General features: G+C 59.0%; 24 protein-coding genes and 3 pseudogenes. 11 read left to right on the forward strand and 16 right to left on the reverse strand.

All coding sequences use genetic code 11. From position 1 onward, the window contains the following. A pseudogene (locus tag ABNG04_RS14550) lies at positions 1–315 on the forward strand (methyl-accepting chemotaxis protein); the annotation flags it as partial. Between the two features lie 38 nt (positions 316–353). Here ABNG04_RS14550 and ABNG04_RS14555 read toward each other — a convergent pair. Further along, positions 354–641, reverse strand: coding sequence for a hypothetical protein (locus tag ABNG04_RS14555; protein WP_371163117.1), 288 nt, complete (start codon positions 639–641; stop codon positions 354–356). A 4-nt stretch (positions 642–645) separates the two neighbouring features. Then, complete coding sequence (locus ABNG04_RS14560; protein ID WP_371163118.1) at positions 646–1,143, reverse strand: cupin domain-containing protein; 498 nt, start codon at positions 1,141–1,143, stop codon at positions 646–648. Positions 1,144–1,246: 103 nt separating this feature from the next. Here ABNG04_RS14560 and ABNG04_RS14565 point away from each other — a divergent pair, with 103 nt between their 5' ends. Continuing rightward, positions 1,247–2,221 carry a DUF3179 domain-containing protein gene (locus ABNG04_RS14565; RefSeq protein WP_371163119.1) on the forward strand — a complete coding sequence of 325 codons (975 nt, stop codon included), beginning with the start codon at positions 1,247–1,249 and terminating at the stop codon, positions 2,219–2,221. Between the two features lie 349 nt (positions 2,222–2,570). Here the strand turns inward: ABNG04_RS14565 and ABNG04_RS14570 are convergent. Beyond that, positions 2,571–2,957 (reverse strand): annotated as a pseudogene (locus ABNG04_RS14570) (SaoD/DsrE family protein); the annotation flags it as partial. A gap of 363 nt (positions 2,958–3,320) precedes the next feature. Here ABNG04_RS14570 and ABNG04_RS14575 point away from each other — a divergent pair. Continuing rightward, positions 3,321–3,758, forward strand: a complete 438-nt coding sequence (locus ABNG04_RS14575; protein WP_371163120.1) for a hypothetical protein — start codon at positions 3,321–3,323, stop codon at positions 3,756–3,758. A 308-nt stretch (positions 3,759–4,066) separates the two neighbouring features. On the opposite strand, the gene ABNG04_RS14580 is transcribed toward ABNG04_RS14575, so the two are convergent. Next, positions 4,067–4,996, reverse strand: coding sequence for a sulfurtransferase (locus ABNG04_RS14580; protein WP_371163121.1), 930 nt, complete (start codon positions 4,994–4,996; stop codon positions 4,067–4,069). Between the two features lie 140 nt (positions 4,997–5,136). After that, a complete protein-coding gene (locus tag ABNG04_RS14585) occupies positions 5,137–6,489 on the reverse strand; it encodes a beta-propeller fold lactonase family protein (RefSeq protein WP_371163122.1) in 1,353 nt (450 codons plus the stop codon). 156 nt (positions 6,490–6,645) lie between these two features. Here ABNG04_RS14585 and ABNG04_RS14590 point away from each other — a divergent pair, with 156 nt between their 5' ends. Beyond that, entirely contained in the window at positions 6,646–7,854 is a 1,209-nt protein-coding gene (locus ABNG04_RS14590; RefSeq protein WP_371163278.1) for a YeeE/YedE family protein, read from the forward strand. Positions 7,855–7,993: 139 nt separating this feature from the next. Here the strand turns inward: ABNG04_RS14590 and ABNG04_RS14595 are convergent, their stop codons facing one another. Both ABNG04_RS14595 and ABNG04_RS14600 read right to left on the reverse strand, forming a co-directional pair. Beyond that, entirely contained in the window at positions 7,994–8,329 is a 336-nt protein-coding gene (locus ABNG04_RS14595; RefSeq protein WP_371163123.1) for a rhodanese-like domain-containing protein, read from the reverse strand. 2 nt (positions 8,330–8,331) lie between these two features. Then, positions 8,332–8,631 (reverse strand): sulfurtransferase TusA family protein, encoded by a 300-nt coding sequence (locus ABNG04_RS14600; RefSeq protein ID WP_371163124.1) that lies wholly within the window; start codon positions 8,629–8,631, stop codon positions 8,332–8,334. A gap of 150 nt (positions 8,632–8,781) precedes the next feature. Here ABNG04_RS14600 and ABNG04_RS14605 point away from each other — a divergent pair, with 150 nt between their 5' ends. Then, positions 8,782–9,801: a PLP-dependent cysteine synthase family protein gene (locus ABNG04_RS14605; RefSeq protein WP_371163125.1), complete on the forward strand. Its 1,020-nt coding sequence runs from the start codon at positions 8,782–8,784 to the stop codon at positions 9,799–9,801. Positions 9,802–9,833: 32 nt separating this feature from the next. Here the strand turns inward: ABNG04_RS14605 and ABNG04_RS14610 are convergent, their stop codons facing one another. Further along, positions 9,834–10,097, reverse strand: coding sequence for a MoaD/ThiS family protein (locus ABNG04_RS14610; protein WP_371163126.1), 264 nt, complete (start codon positions 10,095–10,097; stop codon positions 9,834–9,836). 251 nt (positions 10,098–10,348) lie between these two features. On the opposite strand from ABNG04_RS14610, the gene ubaA reads away from it, so the two are divergent. Continuing rightward, on the forward strand, positions 10,349–11,206 hold the full coding sequence (ubaA, locus tag ABNG04_RS14615) for an SAMP-activating enzyme E1 (protein WP_371163127.1): 858 nt from the start codon (positions 10,349–10,351) through the stop codon (positions 11,204–11,206). A 145-nt stretch (positions 11,207–11,351) separates the two neighbouring features. Here the strand turns inward: ubaA and ABNG04_RS14620 are convergent, their stop codons facing one another. The 4 genes and pseudogenes from ABNG04_RS14620 to ABNG04_RS14635 all read right to left on the reverse strand — a co-directional run. Then, positions 11,352–11,780: a desampylase gene (locus ABNG04_RS14620; protein ID WP_371163128.1), complete on the reverse strand. Its 429-nt coding sequence runs from the start codon at positions 11,778–11,780 to the stop codon at positions 11,352–11,354. Between the two features lie 162 nt (positions 11,781–11,942). Beyond that, the gene (locus tag ABNG04_RS14625; protein ID WP_371163129.1) at positions 11,943–12,299 is read right to left on the reverse strand and encodes a hypothetical protein; all 357 of its coding nucleotides are present in this window, start codon (positions 12,297–12,299) and stop codon (positions 11,943–11,945) included. 148 nt (positions 12,300–12,447) lie between these two features. Continuing rightward, positions 12,448–13,014 carry a hypothetical protein gene (locus tag ABNG04_RS14630; RefSeq protein ID WP_371163130.1) on the reverse strand — a complete coding sequence of 189 codons (567 nt, stop codon included), beginning with the start codon at positions 13,012–13,014 and terminating at the stop codon, positions 12,448–12,450. 81 nt (positions 13,015–13,095) lie between these two features. Beyond that, a pseudogene (locus ABNG04_RS14635) lies at positions 13,096–14,312 on the reverse strand (FAD-dependent oxidoreductase); the annotation flags it as partial. A gap of 1,225 nt (positions 14,313–15,537) precedes the next feature. Here ABNG04_RS14635 and ABNG04_RS14640 point away from each other — a divergent pair. From ABNG04_RS14640 to ABNG04_RS14650, 3 genes are read left to right on the forward strand one after another with little or no spacing between them, the layout of a single operon-like run. Further along, positions 15,538–16,035, forward strand: coding sequence for an Lrp/AsnC family transcriptional regulator (locus tag ABNG04_RS14640; protein WP_371163131.1), 498 nt, complete (start codon positions 15,538–15,540; stop codon positions 16,033–16,035). 37 nt (positions 16,036–16,072) lie between these two features. Next, entirely contained in the window at positions 16,073–16,699 is a 627-nt protein-coding gene (gene rdfA, locus ABNG04_RS14645; RefSeq protein WP_371163132.1) for a rod-determining factor RdfA, read from the forward strand. A gap of 2 nt (positions 16,700–16,701) precedes the next feature. Beyond that, on the forward strand, positions 16,702–18,552 hold the full coding sequence (locus ABNG04_RS14650; protein ID WP_371163279.1) for an archaea-specific SMC-related protein: 1,851 nt from the start codon (positions 16,702–16,704) through the stop codon (positions 18,550–18,552). Here the strand turns inward: ABNG04_RS14650 and ABNG04_RS14655 are convergent. Together ABNG04_RS14655 and ABNG04_RS14660 are read right to left on the reverse strand one after the other, a co-directional pair. Beyond that, on the reverse strand, positions 18,541–19,275 hold the full coding sequence (locus ABNG04_RS14655) for an aspartate/glutamate racemase family protein (protein ID WP_371163133.1): 735 nt from the start codon (positions 19,273–19,275) through the stop codon (positions 18,541–18,543). The genes ABNG04_RS14650 and ABNG04_RS14655 overlap by 12 nt on opposite strands. After that, on the reverse strand, positions 19,262–21,043 hold the full coding sequence (locus ABNG04_RS14660) for a M28 family peptidase (protein WP_371163134.1): 1,782 nt from the start codon (positions 21,041–21,043) through the stop codon (positions 19,262–19,264). The genes ABNG04_RS14655 and ABNG04_RS14660 overlap by 14 nt, the downstream gene beginning before the upstream one ends. A 101-nt stretch (positions 21,044–21,144) precedes the next feature. On the opposite strand from ABNG04_RS14660, the gene ABNG04_RS14665 reads away from it, so the two are divergent. Together ABNG04_RS14665 and ABNG04_RS14670 are read left to right on the forward strand one after the other, a co-directional pair. Beyond that, positions 21,145–22,593 carry an amidase gene (locus ABNG04_RS14665; protein ID WP_371163135.1) on the forward strand — a complete coding sequence of 483 codons (1,449 nt, stop codon included), beginning with the start codon at positions 21,145–21,147 and terminating at the stop codon, positions 22,591–22,593. 39 nt (positions 22,594–22,632) lie between these two features. Then, positions 22,633–22,848, forward strand: coding sequence for a hypothetical protein (locus ABNG04_RS14670; RefSeq protein ID WP_371163136.1), 216 nt, complete (start codon positions 22,633–22,635; stop codon positions 22,846–22,848). A 17-nt stretch (positions 22,849–22,865) separates the two neighbouring features. On the opposite strand, the gene ABNG04_RS14675 is transcribed toward ABNG04_RS14670, so the two are convergent. Next, on the reverse strand, positions 22,866–25,199 hold the full coding sequence (locus ABNG04_RS14675; RefSeq protein WP_371163137.1) for a dipeptide ABC transporter ATP-binding protein: 2,334 nt from the start codon (positions 25,197–25,199) through the stop codon (positions 22,866–22,868). After that, entirely contained in the window at positions 25,196–25,825 is a 630-nt protein-coding gene (locus tag ABNG04_RS14680) for an ABC transporter permease (protein ID WP_371163280.1), read from the reverse strand. The genes ABNG04_RS14675 and ABNG04_RS14680 overlap by 4 nt, the downstream gene beginning before the upstream one ends. Between the last annotated feature and the right edge of the window lie 95 nt (positions 25,826–25,920).

The following is a 25,920-nucleotide window of genomic DNA, read 5'->3' on the forward strand; positions in this document are numbered from 1 at the left end:
GCCGAACAGGCACAAGAACGCGCGACAGAGATCGAAGCGACCGTTGAGGAGGTACGATCGACTGCGGACGAGACGATCGATCAGATCGAAACGGTCGACACACGCACAGATACCGCGGCGGCGTCGATCACGGACGCGGTCGACGACCTCGACAGGATCGCCGACAGCGCGGTTCGGACCTCAGAAAACGTCGATGCGGTGTCCGAAACGACACAGGCGTACGCGGACGACCTCGATGATATCGCTCGGAACGTGATTGACGCGATCAGTCAGGCGAACGAGATTAACGAACGGACGGAGAGCTCCGCAGAATAGTAACTCGAGCCGGCGTGGAAGAGCCTGTGACGGTCGCCTCAGAGCTTCATCTCTGTCGCCGAGTCGACCTCGAACCGGGTAACCTCTGGCTCGCCGGCGAGCAAGTCTGGCAGCGCCGGGAGGAGGTTCGGCTTCTCAGGGTCGACGTCGAGCGGGTCGCCGTCGACGCTGGCTGCCTCTAACCGCGACGCGATCCACGTGGCGGCGGTCGCGGTGTTGCCCGGGAGGTTTGACGTGTCGTATCCGAGGAGCGTCTCGGCGTCGGAAACAAGCGACTCGCGGTGCTCCTCCAGATATGCGCTAACTGGTTCCGTCGGCGATATCATCGACTCACGGTACCTCGCCGTCCATTGATCCTCGGTACCAACGGCCGGTCTCAGCCCCGCACTCGACGCACTCAGCGACGACGGCATCTTCCTCGTCCGCAGCGGCGCGTAGGTTGGTATCGGTCTCGGCGTCGCAGGTCGCACAGTAGCGTAACTTCTGCTGATTCCCATACTCTAGTGGTGCGCCGAGTGCGAGCGCGCGGACCGACCCGTCGCCGCGGTTCCACCCGCGCTGGAACTCGTCGCGGTCGAACCGAACGACCTCGTCGGGCCCCACCTCGACGGGGCCGTCCTCCGTCTCGAACGTCGCCGTGCCCGAGATGACGTAGAAGGCCTCTTCTTGTACCTCGTGGCTGTGGTACGCGAACGCGAAGCTGTCGCCCGGCTCCAACTCGTAGTAATTCAGCGCCAGGTCCGTGAGCCCGAGCGCGCCGGTGAGCGGTCGCATCACTGCGGCCGGCTGGAGTGAGTTCTCGACGTCATCGACGTGGACGCGTTTCATACCCGCCCGTATCGAGCCACCCGAATAAACGACGCGGCGCTGTGCGGCGGTCCCCCTTGTCCGCGGCCGACTAAACTATGTCCGACCAGTGCCAGCCGCCACCGTGAACGTCCGACGAGTCCTCCCGCGAGACGCGATTCCGAGCGTCGACGAGCCGCGGTTCAGTGACGCCTACGACGGAAGCGGCGACGACATGGTCATCGCGGTGGCGTCCGCCGACCCGCCCCGCGCGTACCCGGTTCGGTACCTCCAGTTCCACGAGATAGTCAACGATACTTTGAGCGATGCGTCGGGCGGTGACCCGATCGCCGTCACGTGGTGTCCCCTCTGTGGGAGTGGAGTCGTTTACGACCGCCGCCACGCCGGGCGGACGCTCGAATTCGGCGTCTCCGGGAAACTCGCAGACGACGACCTCGTGATGTACGACCGGGAGACAGAGAGCGAGTGGAAGCAGTCGACCGGCGAGTGTATCACCGGCGCGTTCGAGAGAGAATCGCTCTCCGTCCGCTCAGCGGCCATGCTGTCGGTCAGAGAGTTCCGCGAGTCGTACTCCGACGGTGTCGTTCTCGACCCGCCGGGCGGAGAGAGCGAGGCCGCGAGCGACGACGACGAGCCCGTGCCGATCGATTACGACGCCGCGCCGTACAGAGCGTACGCTTCAGGTGACGGGTTTGGCCTCGTCGCCCACCGAGGCGAGGCGAGTCGGAGAGAGTGGACCGGTCCCTCGGATCTCGACCCGAAGACGGTCGTGTTGGGCGTCGAGTCTGGCGACGACGCGCTCGGCTTTCCAGTCTCGCGGGTGCGGGCGGCCGGCGGTGTGGTTCGGGCGACGGTCAGCGAGCAGGAGACAGTCGTGTTCGCGACGGAAGACGCCATTCACGCGTATGCGGCCCCTCATCACGAGTTTGAGTCGACCGACGCCGGCGTCGTCGGCGACGGTACGATGTGGGACCCACATACAGGTGCCGCGGCGGACGGCCGCCAACTTGACCGGCTCCCGTCGCGACGGCTCTACGCGTTCGCTTGGGTAGACGACCACGGCCCCGACGCATTCTATCGGTCCGAGTTCTTCGACTAACTGGGTTCGGCCCGCCACACCAAGTGTCATAGTCGCACCGGCCGCTCACCGGTGACACCCTTCCACACCGACGCCGCCATACTCGACGCCGGTGAGGCCTGCGATGTCTCGCTTCTACGTAAGTATATAAGACCGTTTGAGGTCGGTGAGCGCACCTTAGCCGCACGCCTGAGTCGTCATTGTCAGCAGAGCAACCAGCAGGGCGTCATAGCTCGCGAGTCGCTTGAGGTTTGAGTCGATCATGGACTGGTTTCGCTGTCTCTTCTTGTGTGTCAAGGTTCTAACCGGGAAGCTATTCAACCCGAAGTTGCGCATTTCAATAGTTATTCTACAGTCGGACGTAGAGGAGCTACAGCGTGATGACTTGGTCGATGCCGACCTCACCGAGCGCGTCGTAGAGGTCGGGGAAGCAACCGACGGTGGCGCCCTCGACAGTGTTCGTCGCTTCGTAGCGGTCGCGGCCGTGCTTATCGGTCCGGTCATGCTCTGCGAGTCCGCGGCGCGCCGCGCACTGGTCACAAAGCATGAGTAACACATCCTGGTCAGCAGCGACATCTGCGAGGCGCTGTCCGAGCGGGTCGTCCTCCCGGAGCGCGTACGTGTTGTCGTGGAAAAAGAACATCCCGACCACGTCGGCGCCGTGTGTCCCGGCCTCCAGCTGTGGCAGTATCATATCCCCGAGCACATGGTCGATAGTCTGACCCGCGGTCGCGAAGACGTATGCTACCTTCACAGCCGAGAGAGGGTGAACAGAAGAATTACGCCGGCGACACCGGCAGGGTTCCCCGGCGACAGTGACGCATCAAACCACGACTGCGCCGAACGGGTACGCAGGTGTGTCGGCGGTCCAGACGGTCCCATTCGTGACGTCCACGAACGAAATCCGATCGTCGTCATAGTGAGATACGACCAGTCGCCCGCCTCCGACTGGGGCTGCGACGAGGCCAGGTGCGCTCGTCTCGACGACATCACTATTGAGCGAACGGAGTCGAGCGGTCTCGGAGTCGAGGACCCACCAACGACCATTCGCTCTGAACAGATCAACTGGTCGAGAGAATCCTTCATGAACCGCTTCGAGAGTCAAGTCCGGTGAAAACTCGTGGACAGTTCCGTCGGCCCTCCCCGGGACGAATACGCGGTCAGCAGTGACTACCAGATCGTACGGGTCTGCCCCCACTTCGGCTTGCTTCAAAACCTGGCCGATTCGGGTGGCGGGGGCGTCGGGGTCTTCGTCTCCGTGACCAGCCGGTTCGAATACAACGACCCGGTTGCTGTTCTGGTCGACTGCGTATCCGCGATGACCGTTGGGCGCGAGAGCGACGCCCTGAACACGCGCCTCCGGACCGACGTCAACCGTACCGATTCGGTCATGCGTCGCGGTATCAACGATATCGACGACACCGTCACGGCGGCTGCCGCTGTAGAGGCGTCTTTGATCAGGATCGACAGCGAGCTCATGCGGCTCCGCACCTACACCGATTCGGGTGATGAGTTCCGCTTCGACCGGGTCGATCACCGCAATCGCATCGCCAGCTGAACAAGAAGCGTACAGCTGGCCCCCGGCAACCGCGAAGTGGGACGGTCCTAACACCCCGGTTTCGATACGACTCACATCTCCATCGGGTTCGACCGCTGTAACCGACCGCTCACCCATCGTTGCGACAAACGTCCGTCCCGCCGTCGTTGTTGCGTGGACCGGGTGACTACCGACCGGCACCGATCCAAGCGAATCACCAGTTGCGAGGTTGAACAGCGCGAGAGCGTCAGCCCCTTCACACGGAACGGCAACAATATGCTCCGGTTGGCTCCGCGGATCGTCCTCGCTTTCGCCGGAACCGCTCTGACTCATCCCGTACAGGAGAAGTCACCGCTGCTGTCATCGCCGCCGACGCTGCCTTCGGTCTCGACGACGACGTTCGTCGCCGTTTCGACGGGGTGTCGACCTCGGTCAGCGGTGTTCGCCCACTCACCGAAGCCGCCGTCGTAGACGCGGACATCGTCGAACCCGACCGCTCGGAGGGTGAGCCACGTTGAGGTTGGATCCACGTTGTCGTCACCATACACCACGACGGTCCCGTTACGGTTGAGTCCAGCCTCGCCTTCGTACAGCTGAACGAGCCGTCCCGCGTCTGTCATCCGACGACCGGAGACGTTTCCGATCCAGTGGATATCGACTGCGCCCGGGAGGTGGCCGTGACGCTCGTGATCGTCGTTGAGCACGTCCGAACCGGCCGCGGCCAAGTACGCCTCTGGTACCCGTACGTCGACTACCCCCGGACCGCCGTCATTGAACGAGCCGACCCGCTCAGCGAGCCAGTCTCGGGTAACCCACGTCAACGGTGCCGAGTCAGGTTCGTACGCCACTGTCGAGACGTCCCCGCGAGACCCTGTGCCGAGACGACCGTTCCAGCCGTCAATCCCACCGTTCAACACCTTAATCTCCCCACTGTGACCCACTGCCGCGAGTGCGAATGCGGTTCGAGTTACTCGAGAGCCGACGCTCGCACCGTATACGAGCACATCGTCGTCAGCGCTGACGCCGACGGACCCAAACGCAGTTGCGATCGCCGCAGGGTCCGGGACCAACCCCTTGTCTGTCTCTGTTCGGCTCGTAATCGCTTCAAACGGAACCCGGCGGGCGTTGTAGATCCGTTCTTTGCGGAACTGCTCCACGTTTCGCGCGTCAAGCACAACGGTGTCGGCGCGGTTCTCGGCCAGCCAACTCGGACCAACGAAGTGGGAAATGTTCCCTGTTACCTCGTACTGTGCTGCCACATTGGCAGGTGTTGAGACACTCAGACAGCCGGCGGTACTCGCTACACTTGCCGCTGTTGCGCCGGCTGCGGCACGCATGAGTCCACGACGCGTCGTATCGTCGCTCTTGTCACCGCCAGCTCCTGAGTTCTCTCCGGGCATTAGCCGCAGTAGCAGTGGTCGTCCATACACCACGACGCCTCCATATCACCGAACGTGATCCCGAGCGACGCGAGCGACGCTTGGAGGCTCGACACGGCGTCGCTTTCAGGACGGACCGTCCCGGCGGCGGCTCCTGTTGGGGCCTCGCCAACGTCGACCGTTGTCGTAACCTCTCGGTTGGCATGGTCGATCACCGCGACCTGATTCGCGTCCTGAACCGGGACGTACAGCTTCTCGCGGTTCGGCCCCCACGCGCCGCCGATGCTGCTGCCTCCGACGTCTAGAGTCGTCGCATACTCGTTGGCCACCAGGTCGATCACGCCGACGCCCTCGCCCGGGATGAAGAGGTATGCCGCCGAGTTGTCAGGGGCGACCTCGCTCGTGATTGGCGCGCCCGGCAGCCCGTCGTCACGGGTGATCTTCGCGATCTCCTCTGGATTCTCCGGGTCAGAGATGTCCCAGACGCTCTCGGAGCCCTCGCGAGGAACCTCGGGCTCACCACCGAGCGTCCCCTCGCCGTTCTCGACGAGGAGGAGATCCCCATCGAAGGAGGCGGTACACATGAATGGGAGGACGTTGCCCTCGTTCACGGGCTCGCCGGCGTCGACCCGGGTCACCGTCTCGAACGGGTCGACGCTTAGCACGCGGATGGCCTCGTCGGCGACATCGACGACGAACGCGTAGTCACCGTTCGGTCCGAGGGTCATGTCGCAGGGTCCCACGTACCCAGTCTCGATCTCGGCGGTCACCTCACCGAAGGTATCGCTCTCGCGGTTCGCGTCGACGCGGAATATCGCGTGGTTCGTGTCTCCCTCCGGGGACAACCCGGTCGTGCCGCCGGAGGCAATGAGTAGATGCTCGCCGTCGGGCGTCAGGTTCGGGTAGTTCGGACCGAACCCAGTCTCGACGTACGCGAGTTCTTCGAGAGTCTGCTGGTCGACCGCGCGCACACCGCCGGAGACGTTGAGCCAGAGTACATCATGAGCGGCGTCGCTACCAGTGGAGTATTGATTGGCCGGGAATGAGGCGGTGGTCCCGAGGAACGAAGACGTGACGAGCTCGTCCGACTCGGCGTCGATGACGCTCAGCGTTCGGTCGCCGTTGTTGAACACGAACATCGTCGGGACGGCGTCGCCGCCGTCACCCCCGCTGCCCCCGCCCGAACAGCCGGCAAGGGCGGCGGTCGCCCCGACGGTCCCGGAGGCTTGAAGCAAGCGCCGCCGGTCGACGCCGTCTGCGAAGGGGTTCTGACGGGCATCGTTTGCCAGCTCATCCCCCTTCGCAGGGCGCGGAGACCCGGCCGCCTCCTCGTCGGCGGGGTCAGTTGTTCCACAGCCGCAGTTGTCGCTCATGTACATTGAGTCATGCCTCACAGTGAAAGCCTCGCCGGACGCCCGCGTCGTTGCCCCGTGTCCGTCCTCGCGGCAACAATTACGCCGACCTGCGATAGAAGGGGCTCGTTACCGTGTCCGGCGTCGATATACCGTGGAGTCCGATACGGAAAAGCAATGATACTCTCGCCGACCGCTTACATTGGCATTTCGATCGCCGTTGGTCTCGCCTTCGGGATCCTCCTTCAGAAGGCGCGTTTCTGTTTTGTCAGCGCATTTCGCGATTTCGTTGCGTTCAAAGACACCCGAGTTCTGAAGGGGTTGCTCGCAGGGGTCGCCGTGATGACAATCTTCTGGAGCCTCCAAGCGACGTTTGGTTACTTTCGTGGCTTCTGGACGCCGGCGTGGGGGCTTGGGTCGCTCATCGGCGGCTTCGTTTTCGGACTCGGGATGACGCTCGCCGGCGGCTGCGCTTCGGGAACCTTGTACCGCGCAGGACAGGGGTACCTCCAGTTTTGGCTCGTGCTCCTGTTCATGTTCGTTGGCTACATCCTCTTCGCGTTCGCGTTTCCCGTCGCGGAGACGTACTACTTCCAGACACTGAACCCGTTTGATGGGCAAACGCTGTATCTCGCGTTACCCTTCTCGCCGGCGGTCACGGGTGCGCTTGCGGTCGCAGCGGGGACGCTTGCGTACGCATTCATGAAAGGACGGAGCCAACTCCCAGACGACCCCTCTGGCGGAGCAGGCGTCACCGCCGACGCGCGAGCACAGGCGTCGATTGGTGCCTCACGATCCGTCGCGGCAGTGAGCACCGGCCTGCGCGGTATCGCCGAGGGTACCGTCGAGTACGTCCGTGGGATTCGTGAGGATGATCGTCCGCTGAAAGTCCGACTTCGCGATTCGTGGGACGCCCGGACTGCGGGCGTGGCGATGGCGCTCGTCGCGAGCCTCTGGTTTTCGGTCCACGGTCACTGGGCGATTACCGGCAGTGAGGCACGCTGGGCTGGGTACCTCCTCTCTAGAGCTGGATTCGACGTCGCGAGCGTCGACTACTGGGGCTCGGTGCTATTCCGCGACGGGAACATCTCGCTCACCATCGATATGCTGATGATCGTATCGCTGATCATCGGGTCCTTTATCGCCGCGTACGCCTCTGGTGATTTCCGGATCCGGAAGCCGAAACTGAACCGCGTCCCGAACTACGCGGCGGGTGGCCTCCTGATGGGCGTCGGCTCGCGGCTCGCCGCAGGCTGTAACATCGCGAATCTGTTCTCCGGGGTCGCGCTGCTGTCAGTTCATTCGTTCCTCGCCGGCGCGGGCATCATCCTCGGCGTGTACGTGATGACACACTACATGTACCGCGAGGTCGGCTGCGCAATCTAACCCGTCTCGTTTGAGCCGGATTCGGCGACACGTCCAATAGCGAACCGACAACCGGCGACGTAGTTTCACGCAGAGCAACAAGACACATCCGGATTTCACCCTGCTCGAGCCCAAAACGCTTCGAAAAGAACCTATCCGCTCAGGCGTCCGCGGCCGTGCCGCTTTCCAGCTCGAACGTCCACTCCTCGTAACCGCCGGCCATGCTCGCGACGACCACGTCATCCTCGACACCCTCGTAGCTGCTGATCAGCATCGCGGCCTGCTTCGAGGACTCCCCGACGGGACAGGCACAGACGACATCAGTATCGTCCCAGTCAATATCGGGGACGCGTGACGGAAGATCGTTCAGCGGAACGTTAATCGAGCCGGGTATGTGGCCCGTTTCATACTCTTCCGGCGGCCGAGTGTCGATGACACGAAGGTCGCCGCTCTGGACGCGCTCGTTGACTTCCTGGGGGGTGAGCTCCTCGACCATGATTACTCCTTCCGCAGGAAGATGCGATACCGTCCGTCGCCCGATTGCCACACCTTCGCAGTCGCGTCGTCGCCGACCGCCTTCGGGACGTTTTCTGTGCTCGGGACGTGGTCCGTCTTCTGGACCAGCACGTCACCGGGCGAAAGCCCTGCGATGGCCTTCTTCGCCTCGACCTGCGGGTACGGACAGACCTCGCCAGTCATGTCTTGTACCTCAGTTGCGTCCCGCAAGAGCGCCTCGGCAGTCTCGTCGTCGAGTTCGTTGGGCATCTCGACGACGTCGTCCCACGATAGTTCACTCATAGAATCTAGTACACACCTCGTTGGGGAACGACTTTCGTGACCGGCAGTCTTCTCCCGTATCTCGGACGGGCGTTCGGTGCGCACAACCGTGATACGGCCCGAAAGCGCCGTTTTCGTCGGACTCTTGTTTGGGAGGCGTAAACGGTGGGTATGACCGGACAGGCCGTCGACGAGTCGACGATCTTCGAAACGCCGCTACTCGAACTCGACCTTGGGTTGGAGAGTGACGCTTCGGTGTACGCGAAAGCCGAGTGGTTCAATCTCTACGAGGCACCCCACGGCGGCGGGTCGATCAAATCTCGCATCGCAAAAGGAATGATCGACGGAGCGGAGGAGCGTGGCGACCTCGAGCCCGGCGTGACGGTGATCGAGCCCACGTCAGGTAACACCGGCAGCGAGGTCGCGCGACTCGCGACGGCACGCGGGTATGACGTGGAGATTGTCATGCCCGACAACGCGGCCGGCGGGAAAGTCGAGGCTGTCCGCGACGCGGGCGCGGAGATTCACTTCGTCGACGCGGACTTGGGGTACGACGCGGTGATCGAGCGCTGTGAGGAGATTATCGCCGCCGACCCCGAGGCGTACTACCGGCCGAACCAGTACACGAATCCCGACAACCCAGGGACTCACGAGCGAACGACCGCGCGAGAGATCTACGAGGCCACCGATGGCGGGGTGACCCACTTCCTTGCCGGCGCCGGCACCGGCGGGACGATCACCGGAACGGGTCGCGGGCTGACTGACCTGAGCGACGAGACTGTCGAGGTCGTCGGCTTCGAGCCCGGGGAGGCGCTCCACGCGATTGACGGGCTGAAATACCTCCGGACCGGCGACCACTACCACCCGGAGACGTACGACGAGTCGGTACTCGATCGAAAGCTGTACGTCTCGACTGATGACGCGTACGACCGCGCTCGTGCCCTGCGCGAACGATACGCCACTGACTCGATACCGATCGCCGACGCCGGCCAACATGACGAAGAAACGATTCGAGAACATCTCCGGGTCAACGACCAGTTCGTGGTAGGGACCTCGGCTGCTGCGGGTGCGGCCGCCGTCGCCGCTCTCGACGAGGCCGGCGACCTCGCGGACGACGACGTCGTCGTGTTCATGTTGTGTGACCGCGGCGACAAGTACGCGGACATCCCGCTGTGGGAAGAGTACCTATAGGCGTTGAAAAGAGTCGAGACCGGACGACCGCGTTACCGGCCGCCGCTCGCCGCAGGAATCACTCGCACCTGTGCGTCGTCCGGGACTTCCGAGTCGAGTCCGTCGACCGGAGTTCCGTCCACGTAGACGTTGATGAACTCCTTGATCTCGCCATCTTCAATTACGCTGTCACGTAGGTCGTCACCGTGTTCCGCGGCGTGGTTGTCGAACAGTTCCCCTACCGTTTCGCCGGCAACTTCGACCTTCGAAGTTGCCGATCCGCCGACCAATGCGGCCGGGAGCTTGATATTTGCCATACCACTTATTCGACTTTCATCCTCAAAAGGGGCGTGTCGACGGCAACGTCGACCAGCGTCTGATACGGCCTTGAGTGGTTCCAACTGTTGGTTGTTCTCTCGATGTTGGCAAAGGGACGGCCAAGAGCTCTTTACCCCGGTGGTGTAGGCATCTCTATCCGTCTGTGCGTCTGCGGCGCACCTCCGAGATGGCGGCAGCACCCACCGGTGGACGCCCGGCTTAACCGTCCGTAGACTGTAATTACGGCTGAATGAGTGATCTCGACCTCGATCCGACGCAGCTTGACCGCTACTCCAGGCACATAATCCTCGACGATGTCGGGCCTGAACGTCAAAAGGATCTCTTAGATGCGGAGGTGTTGGTCCTCGGTGCCGGTGGACTCGGGGCGCCAATCATCCAGTACCTCGCTGCCGCCGGCGTCGGCACCCTCGGAATCGCCGATGACGACGAAGTTGAGCTGTCGAACCTCCAGCGACAGGTCATCCATGGCGACGATGACGTCGGCCGGAAGAAGGTCGACTCGGCGGCCGAGTTCGTCGCCGACCTCAACCCCGACGTGGACATCGAGCGCCACGACCTCCGCGTCACACCGGACAATATCGAGGAACTCATCGACGGCTACGACTTCGTCGTCGACGGCACAGACAACTTCGAGACGCGATACCTCGTCAACGACGCCTGTACTCTCGCTGGGATCCCCTTCTCGCACGGCTCTATCTTCCGGTTCGAAGGGCAGGTGACGACGTTCGCAGGCGACGACGACTCACCATGTTACCGCTGTCTATTCCCAGAGGCGCCGCCGGCTGGGATGGTCCCGAACTGTGCGACCGCGGGGGTTCTGGGCGTCCTCCCGGGGACGGTCGGCTGCCTCCAGGCGACCGAGACGATCAAACACCTCATGGGCAAAGGCGAGACCCTTGACGGGTCGATGCTCTTCTTCGACGCTCTCGACATGGAGTTCGACAAAGTCGAGATTCCCAAGCAGGACGACTGCCCGGTCTGTGGCGACGACCCGGCCATTGAGTCGGTCCACGACGTAGAGTACACGGCATCCTGCGCGATCGACGCTGGTGGCGACGCCGAAGCGGAGATCGAAGCGAGCGAGTAAGACGCTTCTCTCCGACCCGATTTGGGGCGACGCGAACCGGAGATTTTCCGAGATGCGGACGGATCGTGGCGCCGGTCCCCCTCGCTTTTTGTTAAGTGATCACATGCGGAGTGTTGTGAGAATGATCGCCGTCTGCGGGGTTCGTTCAGCGCTCGCTTCGGACTGAGACGGTCTCCTGTTCGAATGCCTCCTCGTTGTCACGCCAGCGCCACGAGCCGACGAAGGGGTAGCCGTCGAGTGCGCAAATGACATACGAGTGGTTCGGCCACGTGGCCCGCGCAGCGTCCGTCTCGCTCGGGTGCGTCGGTCCGGTCGGGTGAGAGTGGTAGAACCCGACCACGTCAAGACCCGCCTCCTCAACGGTCTCGATCAATTCAAACTGCTCTTCGGGGTCGATCAGGTAGCGGATCTCTGGTGTTTCCGCAACGTTCTCCGCGGCGTACGTCTCTGTGACGACGCTGTTGTCACCATCAGTGCCGTGTTCGCCAGCGAGCACGCCACAGATCTCTGCCTCGCCGCCTTTGTACGCCCGATACACAATGTCATCGTACGCTGCCCGCGTTAGTTCAATCATACCCTGAGATAGCCTGACTTGCGCATAAGTCCGTTCCGACCGGCAAAGGGCAATGCGAGTCAGGAGAACCGGCGGTTCTTGAGGAGGTAAGTATAGAAAATGGTTCGCAGAGTTGGTGTCGCCTCCGTGTCAGCGTTGTATCAGGTGAGCGGGCAGAACCATTTAGAACGTGATAATCTCGTAGTCGTCGTCGACCAGCGAACGGATGCTCGGATGTCCGTCGTACTCGTCGAGCGTGACGAGACCGGAGTCGGCGACAGCATCCTCGATCCCGAACGCGCCGGAGCAGAAGTCACAGACTGCCGCGTCGTCGCGGACTGCTTGGTAAAGCTCGTGATAGTCGCTCTCCTCATCTTCGAGTTCCGGAATCCACTGTGTCCCGGCGCCGTCGAAGATCAGTTCCAGCTCGTCGTCGTCGTTCTCTGCGAACTCCTTCGCTGCTTCGAGAGCGTTCGCGAGGCGACCGTAGTCAGAGTGCGACTCGTTACCGGCGAGAATCACGATTGCTGCTTTTTCCATCGTTTCTTTTCTTAAATTGTGTACACACAAAACCCGCCCGCGGGTGTGTGTTCGGAACGTCATCTCGGTACGAGCTGACATGGCAGGGCCGCCGGACTATATTACTATCCACTTCGTGGAATCCCCGCCCTTTATATCGGGGAGGATGTCAAGAGTCGTCCTCGGTCCCGAACGGCTGGGGGTCAAGACCTTGATCGACGAACCGAACCGATCCCTCGTCAAGGGTAACGAGGGCCGCCACTCCACCGTATCCGTGTGTCTGGTCGTGACCGCGGATGACGACGCGGCTGGTATCCTCGTCAGGAATTGTTACCGTCGTTGACCGCGTGAACGGCTGCTCGGAGTGTGCGTGAAGTAGCTCGCGACGACCAAGGCGCGTCCCGTCGAGTCGCTCGACTTGCCACCAGTTCGCGTAGCCCTCCTCGCTGTTGTCGTCGTGGTGGAGCGTCACGTCGAACGCGTAGCCGTCGTCCGTTGGCTCAAACGCGACGTCGACGACGTTCGCCTCCCGGAGGTCGAGATCGGCGGCAGCGGGTGGTTCCGATCCGGCTCCGGTTTTGTCGCTCTCGGTGCCAGCGTCGTCGTCGCTTCCGGGCTCCGCATCGGCCTCGGAACCGGTGTCGCTCTCGGCACAGCCGGCCAGCGCAGCTATCCCCCCGCCGCTCGCGATGCCGGCCAACAGACGACGCCGAGAGAGGTGACCGCGCTCGTTCATACGGGTAGTTCAGTGAGGAGCGACAAAACCGCTCGGCCGACCGAGAAGTCGTCGTGTTCGACCGCAGCATCGCTTCGGCAATTAGCTGTGGTGGTGCCCGTGGTCGTGATCTCCACCACGAGAGAACTGTCCCGAGAAGGCACGGTCGACGACCTCAGAGAGCGCAGGGTGGATGTGGACGGCATCGCGGATGTCCGCGACTGTCTTGGAGCCGGCGGTCATCGCGACGACGACCTCTTCGATCAGATTCGACGCTTAAGGACCGATGATATGACAACCCTGGATGTTCCCGTCCAAGTCGATAAGCACTTTCACGAACCCGTCCGCCCCGATCGCGCTATCGCGTCCCGTCTCATCATACGCATTTGTGTTCCTCGCGTACTCAACGTCGGCCTCGCGGAAGTCCTGCTCCCGGGCGCCAACGCCGGCCACCTCGGGCGATGGAACACTGCGAACGGCATCGCCGAGTAACCGACCGGCTCCTGCTCGTCGCCAAGCAGGTTCCGAACGTCCGCTTTTGCCTCGTGGTTCGCGCTGTGTTTGAGTAGGTACTCACCGACCACATCGCCGAGTGCTCACACTCCCTCCGCGTCGGTCTCAACGCCAGTCGCGTCGAGGTTCAGCAAGTCGGTGTTCGGGCGGCGGCCCGCTGCGACGAGCAATTCGTCGCCCGTGACGGTCACCGGCTTGGCCTCCTCGGGCGTGCCTATCGTTTCTCCGCCCGTGCGGACCGAATCCGCCTCGGGATACGGCCGGGCCTCGACGGTCACCTAGCCGTCCACCTCCTCGGCAGCGACGGCCTCGTAGCCCGTGTACACGTCAAACCGGTCGGCGTAGCGATCGGTGAGCGCCTCGCCGACCTCGGCGTCGGCCTCTGGGAGGAGGTGCTCGCGCCGGTCGACGATTGTCACGTCGGTGCCGAACGTCTCGAAAAAGTGACCGAGTTCGGCCGCGATGTACCCGCCGCCGACGATCACGAGGCGGTCTGGCGCCGTCTCCAACTGGAGCGCCTCCGTGCTCGTGAGGTAGTCGACGCTATCGATCCCGTCGATCGGCGGGATCGAGGGCTTGGTGCCGGTGGCGACGAGAACGGTGTCCGCCCGGAGCGTCGCGCCCTCGTTGTCGCCGTCGACTATCTCGACCGTGCGGTCGTCGACGAACCGTCCGGTTCCCGAGAACAGATCCTGGCTGTTCGAGGATTCTAATCCACGCCGGATCGACTCTGAACTTCCGATGACATCATCATTCACCTTTCGGACGATCTCCGCAAAGTCGACATCGGTCACCTCAGCGTCGATCTCTCCTCTAGTGAACGGAGTCGTCTTGCTTCGACTCGGTTGTCGGTGCCCCCCGTCGACGTTCGTTCGTCAGCCATTTCCTGAGCCGATCACCCCTGCCAGATACCCGTGGCCGCCAGGGTCCTGTCTACTATCATATCCTTGATAGACTACTTCTTGTTCGCCATCCGCCTTCCCCGCTTTCCCCCCCTTCGCTGCTCGGCTCCGACCTCCTTCTCTCACTACGTGGCCATCTACTGAACTTCAACTCCCCTGAATCCTATTTGTGTGAACTCGGCTGAACGTATGAGGCGCAATTAAATTCGTTTTAAGATTCTATAAAGCACTCTGATAGAATGGCTGAACGTGAAAGAGTGGTTTTGCGGGTGTCAAGCTATATACGAATCCCTCAAATCACCGCGCCATATGGTATTAATCAAAAAAATCAGTTGAGATATGAAAATTAATACAGGAGCGTCCAACAGCCGCGCAATCTGGTATTAACCCGAAATTTGCGTCCGATTTGACTGCTGTATACGAGATGGGCCTATCCCGCTGCCGTCTGGTATTCATCGTGATATATACAGCCCCCTCCAATTGCCACGCCTTCTGGTAAATATGGGTTCATGCGGTCGGTGCCCAGGTGTGTTCTGGCGGTTAATAGAAAATCGCCAATTCACCACCCCGTCCAGTACATATTGTACTATACACGGACCCCCCGAATCGCCACCCCGTCTGGTATATACGGTGTTTGCGGAACGGTTTCCGGGTAGAGCTTAGCGATTAATACGGACCCCCTAGAATCGGCCCCAGTCCGGTATTAACCGAATTATATACGAACCCCCCAAATCTCGATGCCGTCTGGTATTTATCGCTGCCAGACTGTCGTTTGAACCATACACGATGTGATATGTGTTGAAAACCCCGGCCAAAATTGGCCTCTGAAATTGGAGCTCTGAGGGGGAATCGAGAGGGTGTGAGAATTCAAAATGAGGTGTCGATCGACTTGGCTCATCGGCGGCAGAGATACGCGGCTGGATGGTGATTAATTTCCACTCACTCTGTGTACATCACTGACTGAGGCGCTATCTCAGTCCCTATCTATACTAATGTAGGCGTCTCCGTTTCGGGACGACAAGCACGTCGGCGCAGACTGCGCTGGCTACAAATTCGGGGAGCGTCTCGGCACACCCGAAATTAAAGACTCGTGAAGTACATTTAGGATTAGGGTTACAAACAACGCGCCATGGTAGGTTCCAAATTCGAAAACTTCGACGATATTGACAGTCAAATACTCAGGTTACTGTCAGAAGACCCTCGAGCTCCATATTCAGATATCGCAACGACGCTTGAAGAAGTCGGATATGAGATGAGTAGTGAAGGAATTCGATATCGGGTATCGAATCTGATGAATTCTACGACAGCGTTCTTTTTGTTGGATCCCGATGAACTAGACTGGGAGATTGTTCGACTCATGGTCGAGACATCAACCGAAGAGGGAGCAAAAGCGGACGCATTCAACAGAATTGCTGACCTCCCGTTTTGGCACGTCACGCGTGGAATTGGGACATACGACGTGTACGCTGTCGCGATGGCTCCTACGATGCAAGAGATAGACCAGTTGGTAACAAAGATTGATGAGTTCGACAGTGTGGTGCGTACCGATCATATCGTTGTGACGGAACACCGGAGCAACCTGGCGGACTACTATCGATCCAGTAGTGACGATGATCTGAATGAATGAGCATATCAAAAGAATGCGGAATAGAGAGTGATCAAAAATGACAGAAAATAGTTGTAAACTATGTCGAGAATTAGATAATTGGGGGCTTGAGCAGTATGATGAGCAGATGCTTCGCGATTGGCAAGGTGATTCCGGGCGACGAAAGGGATACCGAACGCTCGCTCAAGAGTTCAATACAATGTTGTTGCGCAGGCAAATGGACCGGGCAGGGGTATCTACACTTGCGAACGAAGCAGCATCGAAATACGAGCGGCTGGCTGGTGACGATGAGGCAATTGCGCGCGAAACAAGAGAAGTCCTCCGGCGAGAAGGGCTCCCAGTTGATGAGTTAGAACAGTCTTTCGTCTCATACGCAACCGTTCGAACACATCTCAAAGATTGTCTAAACGCCGAGTACACTCCCACGGCAAGCGATGGAACATGGACAACGCGAAGCATTGAGATCGCGACCAATCAGGCGCAGAAGAAAGCTGAGACGGCACTCAAATCGCTCATTGCCGACGAAGAAGTTGCGATTGGGGGCGACCCCGAAGTTGATGTTTCTGTCATGGTTACTTGTACAGAGTGCCAATCACGTATTAATGCGGAGCGAGCAATTCGCCGTGGCTACGTATGTCGGTGTGGTGAGACTCCTGAAGACGCTACGAACAGGGAGAGTGAGTGAGCATGCTTGAATTAGAAGTTTCGAACATCGGTGGGATTGAAAAAGAGACGTTTGAGATATCTCCCGGAGTAACACTCGTAACCGGCCCGAACGCATCGAACAAGACATCGTTATTAAAGGCGTTTGCGTTCGCGCTTGGCGCAGAAAGTGCGCCTCTTCGAAGTGGATCAACTGAGGGATGGGTTGGGTTGTCAAACGGTGACATTGACGTTCACCGGCAGGTCACTCATGTCAACGGAGAAACAAAGGTATCGGGACAATCTCTGCTGGAGACTACTGAAGGCCCCTCAGGAGATCCTAGCTCTCTTGCTACGTTTATCAATCTGCTTGAGTTCAATCCGTTCCGCACTGCGATCCGACACGGAGACCCCATTGAGTCGTTGCTCATGGGCCCGCTTGACATCGAAGATCTTGAAGCGGAGCGAGCAAAATTAATCGAATCAAAAAAGAACCTAGACAGCAAAATATCCGACTTAGATGGGTCCCGAGCGGAGTTAGAACGTGTTCAAGAGAAACGCGAGAGTATAAACGCGGAGTTAGACGAACTACACGAGCAGTTATCAGATCTTCGTTCCCGTCGAGACTCCGCTGAGGAGCAGGACGAGCTTTCAGAGTATCATCAAAAGCAGGCAGACCTCAACGCAGAGCGGGCACAGCTGTCTTCTGATATACAGGATATCACAGACTCTATCGACCGGCTTGAAGAGCAACGGCAGGCAGCAGTTGAAGACGTAGATGAAGCCCAACAGGAGGCAGAGGTGTACGACCCAGATGAGATCCGCAGAAACCGTCGCGAACTTCATGAGCGACTCGATACGGCCAATGAGAGAATTGAGACACTCCAGACAGCCGTGACGGCGAATCGAGAAATGCTAGATCTCGATATTGATTGGGCTGGGAGCCACGAGCACAGCATCTCTGCGGATCGAATACGTTGCTGGGCTTGTGGATCGATGGCTGATCGCAACCGTTTCGAGGCAACCATCGAAGAGATTCTCGACAGTATCGCTGATGAGCGAGGCAAACGAGACGAACTAAAGCCTCAACTGGATGAGCTTGACGAAGACCTCGAAGCATACAATAACGCACAGAGCAGAGCTGCGGACAGTAAAGATCGTGTGAGAGAACTCAAAAAGCGAATCGAACAGCGTCAGAATTCTCTTCAAACGAAACGAGAGCTGCTAGCCGATGTCAACGAAGAGTTAGCAGACGTCCAACAACAGATCGACGAGGTCAGAGAGACACACAATGGACAGAGTGACAAATTCGACGATGAGATCGAGCAAACACAGAAGAAAGTCCTTAGCAAACAGTCAGAGCTGACACGGCTGGATTCCGTGCTCTCAGATGTCCGAGCAGATATTAAGAAGTGCGATGAACTCACGCAACAACGCGAAGACCTTCGTGGACGTATTCAGTCGCTGACGGACGAAATTGAACAGGCTGAACAGCGGCTTCGCGAGTCATTCAATACCACCGTTGCGGATCTCATCGAGAGACTTGAGTTTGACTCGTTTGAACGTATTTGGCTCGATGGCTCGTTTGAGATCGTCGTTGCGAGAGAGATCGAGGGAACGATTCACCGCTCGCCAATAGCTCATCTCTCGGAAGGCGAACGTGAACTGGTCGGACTTGTGTGTGGACTCGCAGGGTATCTCACATACGATCTCGACGAAGCAATTCCAGTGTTACTGCTAGATTCACTTGGCGCATTCGACATTGAGCGGCTTGAGCCGCTCATCTCATACTTCAGCGATCGGACAGAATACCTCCTCGTCGCTGTGTATCCCGAGATCGCCGAGCAGATACCATACACAACGCACGAACTTGGACCCTCTGCGTCAGTCAACTGATTTTTCTAGTAATCGTGTCAGCCGCTTTCTGTCGGCTTCGGGATACGTGTGCCGGCTGTGTAGCGTCCCAGTTCGAGCCCATGTGGCTGCTTGTTCGAGAGAGAGTACAAGCGGATCGAGAATCGGAACCGGCAGCTCCGAGGCTACCTCGTCGTGACGTTGAGCGAACGCTAAGGTCATACAGCCGGGAACAAGTATGTCTGCGCCATCGGTAACTGCCTGTTTGCCAACGTCAATGAACCCCTGAGAGAGCACCGCTTCTTGGCCAAGTTCTGCTGGATCGAGATCGAGTGAATAAACGCCGGTCAGAGCCTCGGCACAGCGGAGTTCGTGCGCACGGGATCGGGCCATCCCGACAGTCCGCTCAAGCGGTGTGATCCACCCGTAACTGTCTGCCAGTTGTAGCGCAGTGTGGATCGCTGTTTCCGCAGGACCAACGACGGGGATAGAAAGCAACTCTCTCAATCCTCGGAGTCCTGGGTCACCGAAACACCCGATTACGAGCGCATCATACGATAACTCGTGCTCGGCGGCTGAACGAAACAATCCGGAGGCGCTCCACATTTCTTCGATACTCGCGGCGATCCCCGCTGGACCGGCATCCACCCAGTTGACGGTTACTGGAGCCGGAATCATTTCATCAGCAATGCGTTGACGGCGCTGCTGCTCAGCGTCTCCCGGAGCCTGTCCGGGAATCAGATACAGAACCTCAGGCTGAGACATTCTCCGGGAGCAGAGATCGAGCTCGCCGAAGCTCTTTGATCACCGCATTTTGCTCGCGAGTGAGCTGGACTTGCATGAAGCGTTCGTCATCACCAGTAAGGATTGGGAACTTCTTTGCCGGGGCAAGTCGCGGGACCGGATCTCTGCCGACCGCTGGGTCCTGCTCAAACTGGCCGTCTTGAACGAGGTTTATCCGTGTGAGTATACGGGAAAGTCGAGTGATAATTTCGTTCGACTGACTCGAAGGGATAGATCCGTCACGAGCGGCCTGCTGGAATTTGGTCAACTCCGTTTCGAGTGTTTCCAACTCTTCGAGTGTCGGTGAAAAGTCAAAGCTCTCACCAGCCGTTTTATCATACTCTTTCACGGCGTCAGTAATCGCGCGAACGTTTCGCGCGTGGTCGAACGGAAGAATATCAGCGTTTAAAATCCGGAGGAGTGAGACAGCATAGACTCTGATATCCCGGGCTAACTCCTCTTTTCCGGCCTTATCAAGCGTATCGGTCGAGACGTGCCACGCATCGGAATTGCCACCACAGCCACCGACACCGTGGAATCCCCTCTTTTCACGCTCTTCAGGTGGGATATTCGACGAGAGCATAAACAGTCCAGTGACGCCTAAGTTGTCAAATGAGTAGTCCCCTGCGCGGAATGGGAAGTTCTCACCGTATGGAGCGCCGGTGACGTCATCGATCGCGCCACCAACGAGGTCGTGGGCCTCAGGACACCAACACGACATATCGGTGTACTCGGTGGCATCTTTCGAACCCGGAGAGTCCATGTTCACCTGTGCGACGCAGTTCTCTTCGATATCTAGCGCAAATTCGTCGGCATACCACGTGCTGCCAGCATACCGTCCCGTCGAGTGGCCGGGCCACCACGCGATTCGGAGATTGCGTTCGAGTTGGTCAGCGATTGACTCAAACACTCGGGCCGTTTCGAGCAGTCCTGCATCGCCGGTCGCGTTGTCAGTGACCCCGACATACCAGGAGTCATAATGACCGTGAAGGAGGACAAACTCGTCCGTTTCGGTGTCAGCCTCAATGTCAGCGACCACGATGGGACACTCCATCCAATCTGTCGTGAGGTCAGTCGACATCTCAAGGTCGAGACCCTCGGGACTTTCGGCCCACTCACGGAGTCGCTCTCCGTCTGGATTGTTTACGTTAATGATGGGAACGTCTGGAATCTTGTCCCGTTCATCGTATCGCGGCGCACCACCCCAGATCGGGGTCGCGATCCCGTTGTGCGGTTCTCGGTCGTGTTTGTGGATGGCGATGACTCCAATTGCCCCCTTGTCAGCGAGTACGTTCGTGGCCCGGACCGAAAGGCTACCCGCGGCGGTAAGCGCAATTGTCCCCGTGAGATCTCCCACATCGTGGTACGGTTCGTGCGGGTCATCGTTGTCCTCTAAGAGATCTCCTCCCGCAGACCCAACGTACTCAACAGGCCCGGAGACTGTCGTTGATGCTGCGAACGAGACCGTTTTGAGCGGGCCTGGCTCGAAGGACTTGTTGAGGACTGTGATATCCGCCTCATGAGGCTGACTGATGTATAGCTCCGGCTCGTGTCGGTCGTACGAGACGCCGAACTCGTCGAGTCGCTGTGTAATGTAATCGGCGGCTTGTTGTTCTTCGGCGCTCCCGGAGACACGATTCAGATCGGAGAATTCTTCGAGCAACTTCCAAGGCTCTTCGACGGACACCGCATCAACGACATCAGACTCGAGGTCGTTGAGCGCGTCACTGTTGACAGCGTGTTGGCTCATCCATATTAATGCCCAGACGGAAAGGTTAAATAGATTGTGACAAGGCAGCATGGATCTTGGTAGGTAGAACCATTAATGTGTCAGCCACGTCAGTAGTCACCATGGAGTTAGATGCGCTCAGTAGCGAGCAGGTTCGTGAGTTGGCAGAGCGACACATAGCCACACTAGACGAAGAAACTGCTGAACGCTTCGCTGAGCAGTTTGGAGCCCAAGATGATCTGTTACAACCGCTCTTCGAACTTCCGACCGTTGACCCACCTGAACGGGCGTCCCGCCGGGCAACTGATGAGGGAGATCCATTAGGCGCGTTCATCACCCAGTGTGAGGTTGAGGGCGACGGCGGCCCGCTATCGGACATGACCATCGGCGTGAAAGACAACATCGCTGTCGCCGGCGTGCCAATGACTTGCGGTTCACCCGCCCTCGAGGAACATATTCCGTCAATCGACGCAACAGTCGTTTCGCGGCTGCTAAGCGCAGGTGCGACGATTGGCGGCAAAACTAATATGGATGAGTTCGCATTCGGCGGCGATAAATCGACGATGCGGATTCGACTTGCGCATAACCCACACGACGAAACTCGACAGCCCGGTAGTTCCTCTGCCGGAAGCGGTGTCGCCGTCGCCACCGGACAGGTTGACGCCGCACTCGGTTCCGACACTGGCGGATCGGTGCGTTTCCCGGCAGCATGGTGTGGGGTAGTCGGATTAAAACCAACGCGGGGGGCCGTTTCTCACAACGGCTTCGTCCAATACGCGAAGACACTCGATAATATCGGGATACTTGGGCCAACAGTCGAGGCAGTCGCCCGCGTGTTCGAACACGTTGCCGGCCCAGATCCAACTGACGAACGGACCATGGGAGCCAGCACGAATTTCTCCAGTGAGCGCGTTACAGAGACGAATCCAGAGAACCTAACGATCGGTGTGGTAGCCGATCTGGTTGGGAACGCACCCGAACTCGACGCTATCGTTGAAGAGCGGCTTGACGAGCTCAGCGAGCGTGGCGCCGAGGTGCGCGAGGTCAATATCGCAGATATCGGACTGTGGCTGCCGGCTTGGCTTGGGCTCGGAATGGCTGAGTTGTCAGGCTATCTTGCCAACGGTGGTGCGAACACGTGGGCATTGTCTCCGGGACGACCGGCGACAGTTGAGGCGGTATCTGCTTCAGTGCGTACCCCAGCGCAGATCGGCGACCCAGTGTTGTCGGCGTGGTTATACGGACAGCGGCTCAGAGAAACCGACTCGGCAGTGTACTCGCGCGCTCACATGGCGCGTGAGCGAGTTACAGACGGTGTTGACACCGCATTAGCTGACGTAGATGTATTGGCGTCGACGACTGTCCCGATGTTACCGCCAGAGTGGGGAGACGGGATCGAGAACGTGTTCGAGGCGCTTTCGAACACCGGTGTGTTCAACGTAACTGGTCACCCCGCAGTGTCAGTCCCTGTCGGGGCTATCCGTGGCCTCCCTGTTGGACTCCAATTTATCGCTCCACATGGGCATGAGGCCACGGCTCTCGGCGCTGGGTACACTGCGATGAACGGTTGAGCCGGTAGTTACTTTAGTTCGTGTCTGCTGCGATAGGATATGGGTGCTTCACACAGTGTCAACAGCGGGTCGCAGGCGGTATTTATTGGGACGCTGCTGTTCGGCGCGCTTCTGCTCGCAATTGGAACAGCCACAAGTCTATTTTCGGTGACGACAACCTACTACTCAACCGCTACAGACCAGTGGCTGGCAGTTGCCGTGAGCGTACTCTTCCTCGTCGCTGGAATCGGTATCATCGTTCGAACGCTCAAATAACGCAAAACGGGGTGGCGTCAGTCGTCGTCGTAGAGGTGACAGGCAACGAGGCGGTCGTCGTCACCGGCGTACTGTAGCTCCGGAGTTTGTTGTTCACACGGGCCAGCAAACTCCGAACGGAGTTGCTCGCTCGCTTGCTCAACATCCCCGTCTACGAGCGATGCGAGTGCCTCATCGACTATTTGCTCTGCTTTCGAATCCGCGAAGCCGCCGCTGAATCGTTCCGATTTGAGATGGTCGACGGGATCGTCATGACCAGCCTCCTCGCTTCGACGGCGAACAAACGCTGGGGTGAGCGATCCGGAGTCGATGTCGACTCGCAAATCCATCAGTTCGCGGTATCGCTGCTGTTCAAACTCGTAGTCATTCGGCGGAATGATCTCTGGGCACCGCGTGTGGAACCGACACCCCGACGGCGGGTCTCGCGCAGATGGCGTTTCTCCGCGAATGTCTGCCGAGTCGCGGGTCGTCGTCGGATTCGGGGTCGGTACCGATTTGACAAGCGCCCGCGTGTACGGGTGTTTTGGGTCATCGACCACATCAGCGGTGGAACCCAGCTCAACAAATTCGCCAAGGTACATGACGCCGGTGCGGTCACAGAGGTTCCGGATGAGACTGATATCGTGACTGATCACGCCATACGTGAGGTCTCTGTCAAGCCGGAGTCTGCGGAGCAGATTGATGATGTTCGCCCGAATGGAGACGTCCAGCATCGAGACAGGCTCATCTGCCAAAATGAACGTCGGCTCCACGATAAGCGCTCGAGCAATAGCCACCCGCTGGAGCTCTCCGCCACTCATCTGGTCCGGGAACCGACTCAAGTACTCTTCAGCCGGAGAGAGTCCGACCTCTTCGAGCATCTCTATCACTCGGTCAACCCGCTCGGAGTATCGCTGTGACTCTCCGAGGAGTGATAACGGCTCCATGAGGGTTTGTCTGACAGTCAGCCGCGGATTAAGCGATTCGAACGGGTCCTGGAAAATGATCTGTGCGTCGCTTCGGAAGGCGCTTTCATCGCCCCGAGAGAGACTGGTCAATTCTTGACCGTCGAACTGAATGTCTCCATCAGTTTCCGCGATCAGTTTGAGCAGTAAGCGACCGAGTGTGGACTTGCCACAACCAGATTCGCCGACGATACCGAATATCTCTCCCTGATTAATCTCAAAGGTTACATCATCAACCGCCCGAACCGGGGTTGGTTCGACCCGTCGGATTCGATCGAGTAGCCCTTGATCCGTGTCGAAGTATTTGCGCAGTTCTTGAACCTCGATGAGCGGGTCGCTGCTCGGCTCGAACTGAGAGTCGTCGACGATCGACTCCTCGCTCCATTGGGCCGGATCGGCCGCGCGAGTCCGCAGCTGTTCGACATCGTCCACGTAGTGACAGCGGGAAACGTGATCGAGTGACCCTGGTGCCTGCTCGAGTCCCGGATCAACTTCGCAGTCTGCGGTTGCGAATGGGCACCGATCCGTAAATGGACACCCTGTCGGGGGATCGGACGCGTCAGGGGCTGTCCCCGGGATTGAAACAAGTGGATCATCAGGTGACTCGATATTGGGGAACGAATTTTGAAGCCCCATCGTATACGGATTCGACGGCTCTGAGAAGATGTCTGTGGCTGTTCCCCGTTCCATTATTTCGCCGCTGTACATGACCGCAAGGTCGTCACAGACCTCTGCCATCACGCCAATATCGTGGCTGATGACGAGCATTGAGAGGTTTAGATCTTGTTGAAGCTCACGCAGTTCGTCGAGGATTTCGTCTTGGACAACAACGTCAAGCGCTGTTGTCGGCTCGTCAGCAATCAGGAGGTCCGGATCACACGAGATGGCCATTGCGATCACCGCCCGCTGAAGCATCCCACCTGAGAACTCGTGGGGATAATCCGACAGGCGTGTCGGGTCGACCCCGACCCGGTTGAACAGATCTTCGGCGTGTGCTCGAGCTTCCTCTCGCGTCCGGTCCGTATGAAGCTGGATGACATCGAGAATCTGATCCCCAACCGTGGTGACCGGATTCAACGAGTTCATCACGTTTTGCGGAATAACCGCAATTTCGGACCACCGGACAGACCGAATGTCGCTATCAGATAACTCGGTCAGATCGCGACCGTTGAGCTTCACCGTTCCGTCGACGATCTCACCGTTGCCGTCGAGGAGCTTGATTATCGCGTTTGCGGCGGTCGTTTTTCCGCAGCCGGATTCTCCGACAATGCCAAAGGTCCGTCCTTGCTCAATATCAAATGAAACTCCGCGAACGGCCTCGACATCGGGGCTGTCTTCCATGCGATAGCTCACCGAGAGGTCAGACACCTCCAACACTGTCTCGGTCGTTGCGCGTTGTTGGCTCATGCTTCACCACCCGGGTTCATGACGTCTTCGAGACTGTACCCCACGAAATAAAACGAGGCGGCTAATAAAGCGATCATGACTCCCGGGGGAATGAGCCACCACGGCGCGGTGTAGACGTATCCTTCAACCCGAATCCATTGGAGCATCGTCCCCCAAGACACGTTCGTGAAGTCAGCGAACCCAAGGAAAGCTAAGCTCGCCTGTGTGAGGATAGCTAGTGCGGCGTCTTGGGCGAGGTAAATGAACCCGAGCGGGAGCACGTTTGGAAGGATATGTTTTACCATTATCCGGAGGTCCGATGCACCAGACGCTCTCGCCGCCTCGACAAACGGCCGTTCGGCCAGCGAGAGCACTTGTCCACGTATCACGATTGTGTTATTGAGCCAAGATTTAATCACGATTGCAATGATGATGTTCGTCGTTGTGACACCGTTCACTGCTACGAGAACAACAACGAGCGGGAGAAACGGGAGTCCGTACATGACGTCAACGATACGCTGAATCGACTCGTCAACCCATGTGTCGCCGTAGTACCCACTGATGACGCCAAGTGGCACCCCGACCAGCGAGGACAGAATGCCCGCTGCGAGCCCGATGTACAGCGCCGTCCGTGACCCGTAGATCACTCGCGAAAGGATGTCACGGCTGAGCGAATCAGTCCCGAGAGGCGCAAAAAACGGATCCCCAAATGCCGGGGGGTGCGGATGCATGCTAGCCTGTT

It is taken from the genome of Halorubrum miltondacostae (assembly GCF_041379815.1).
GTDB classification, from domain to species: domain Archaea; phylum Halobacteriota; class Halobacteria; order Halobacteriales; family Haloferacaceae; genus Halorubrum; species Halorubrum miltondacostae.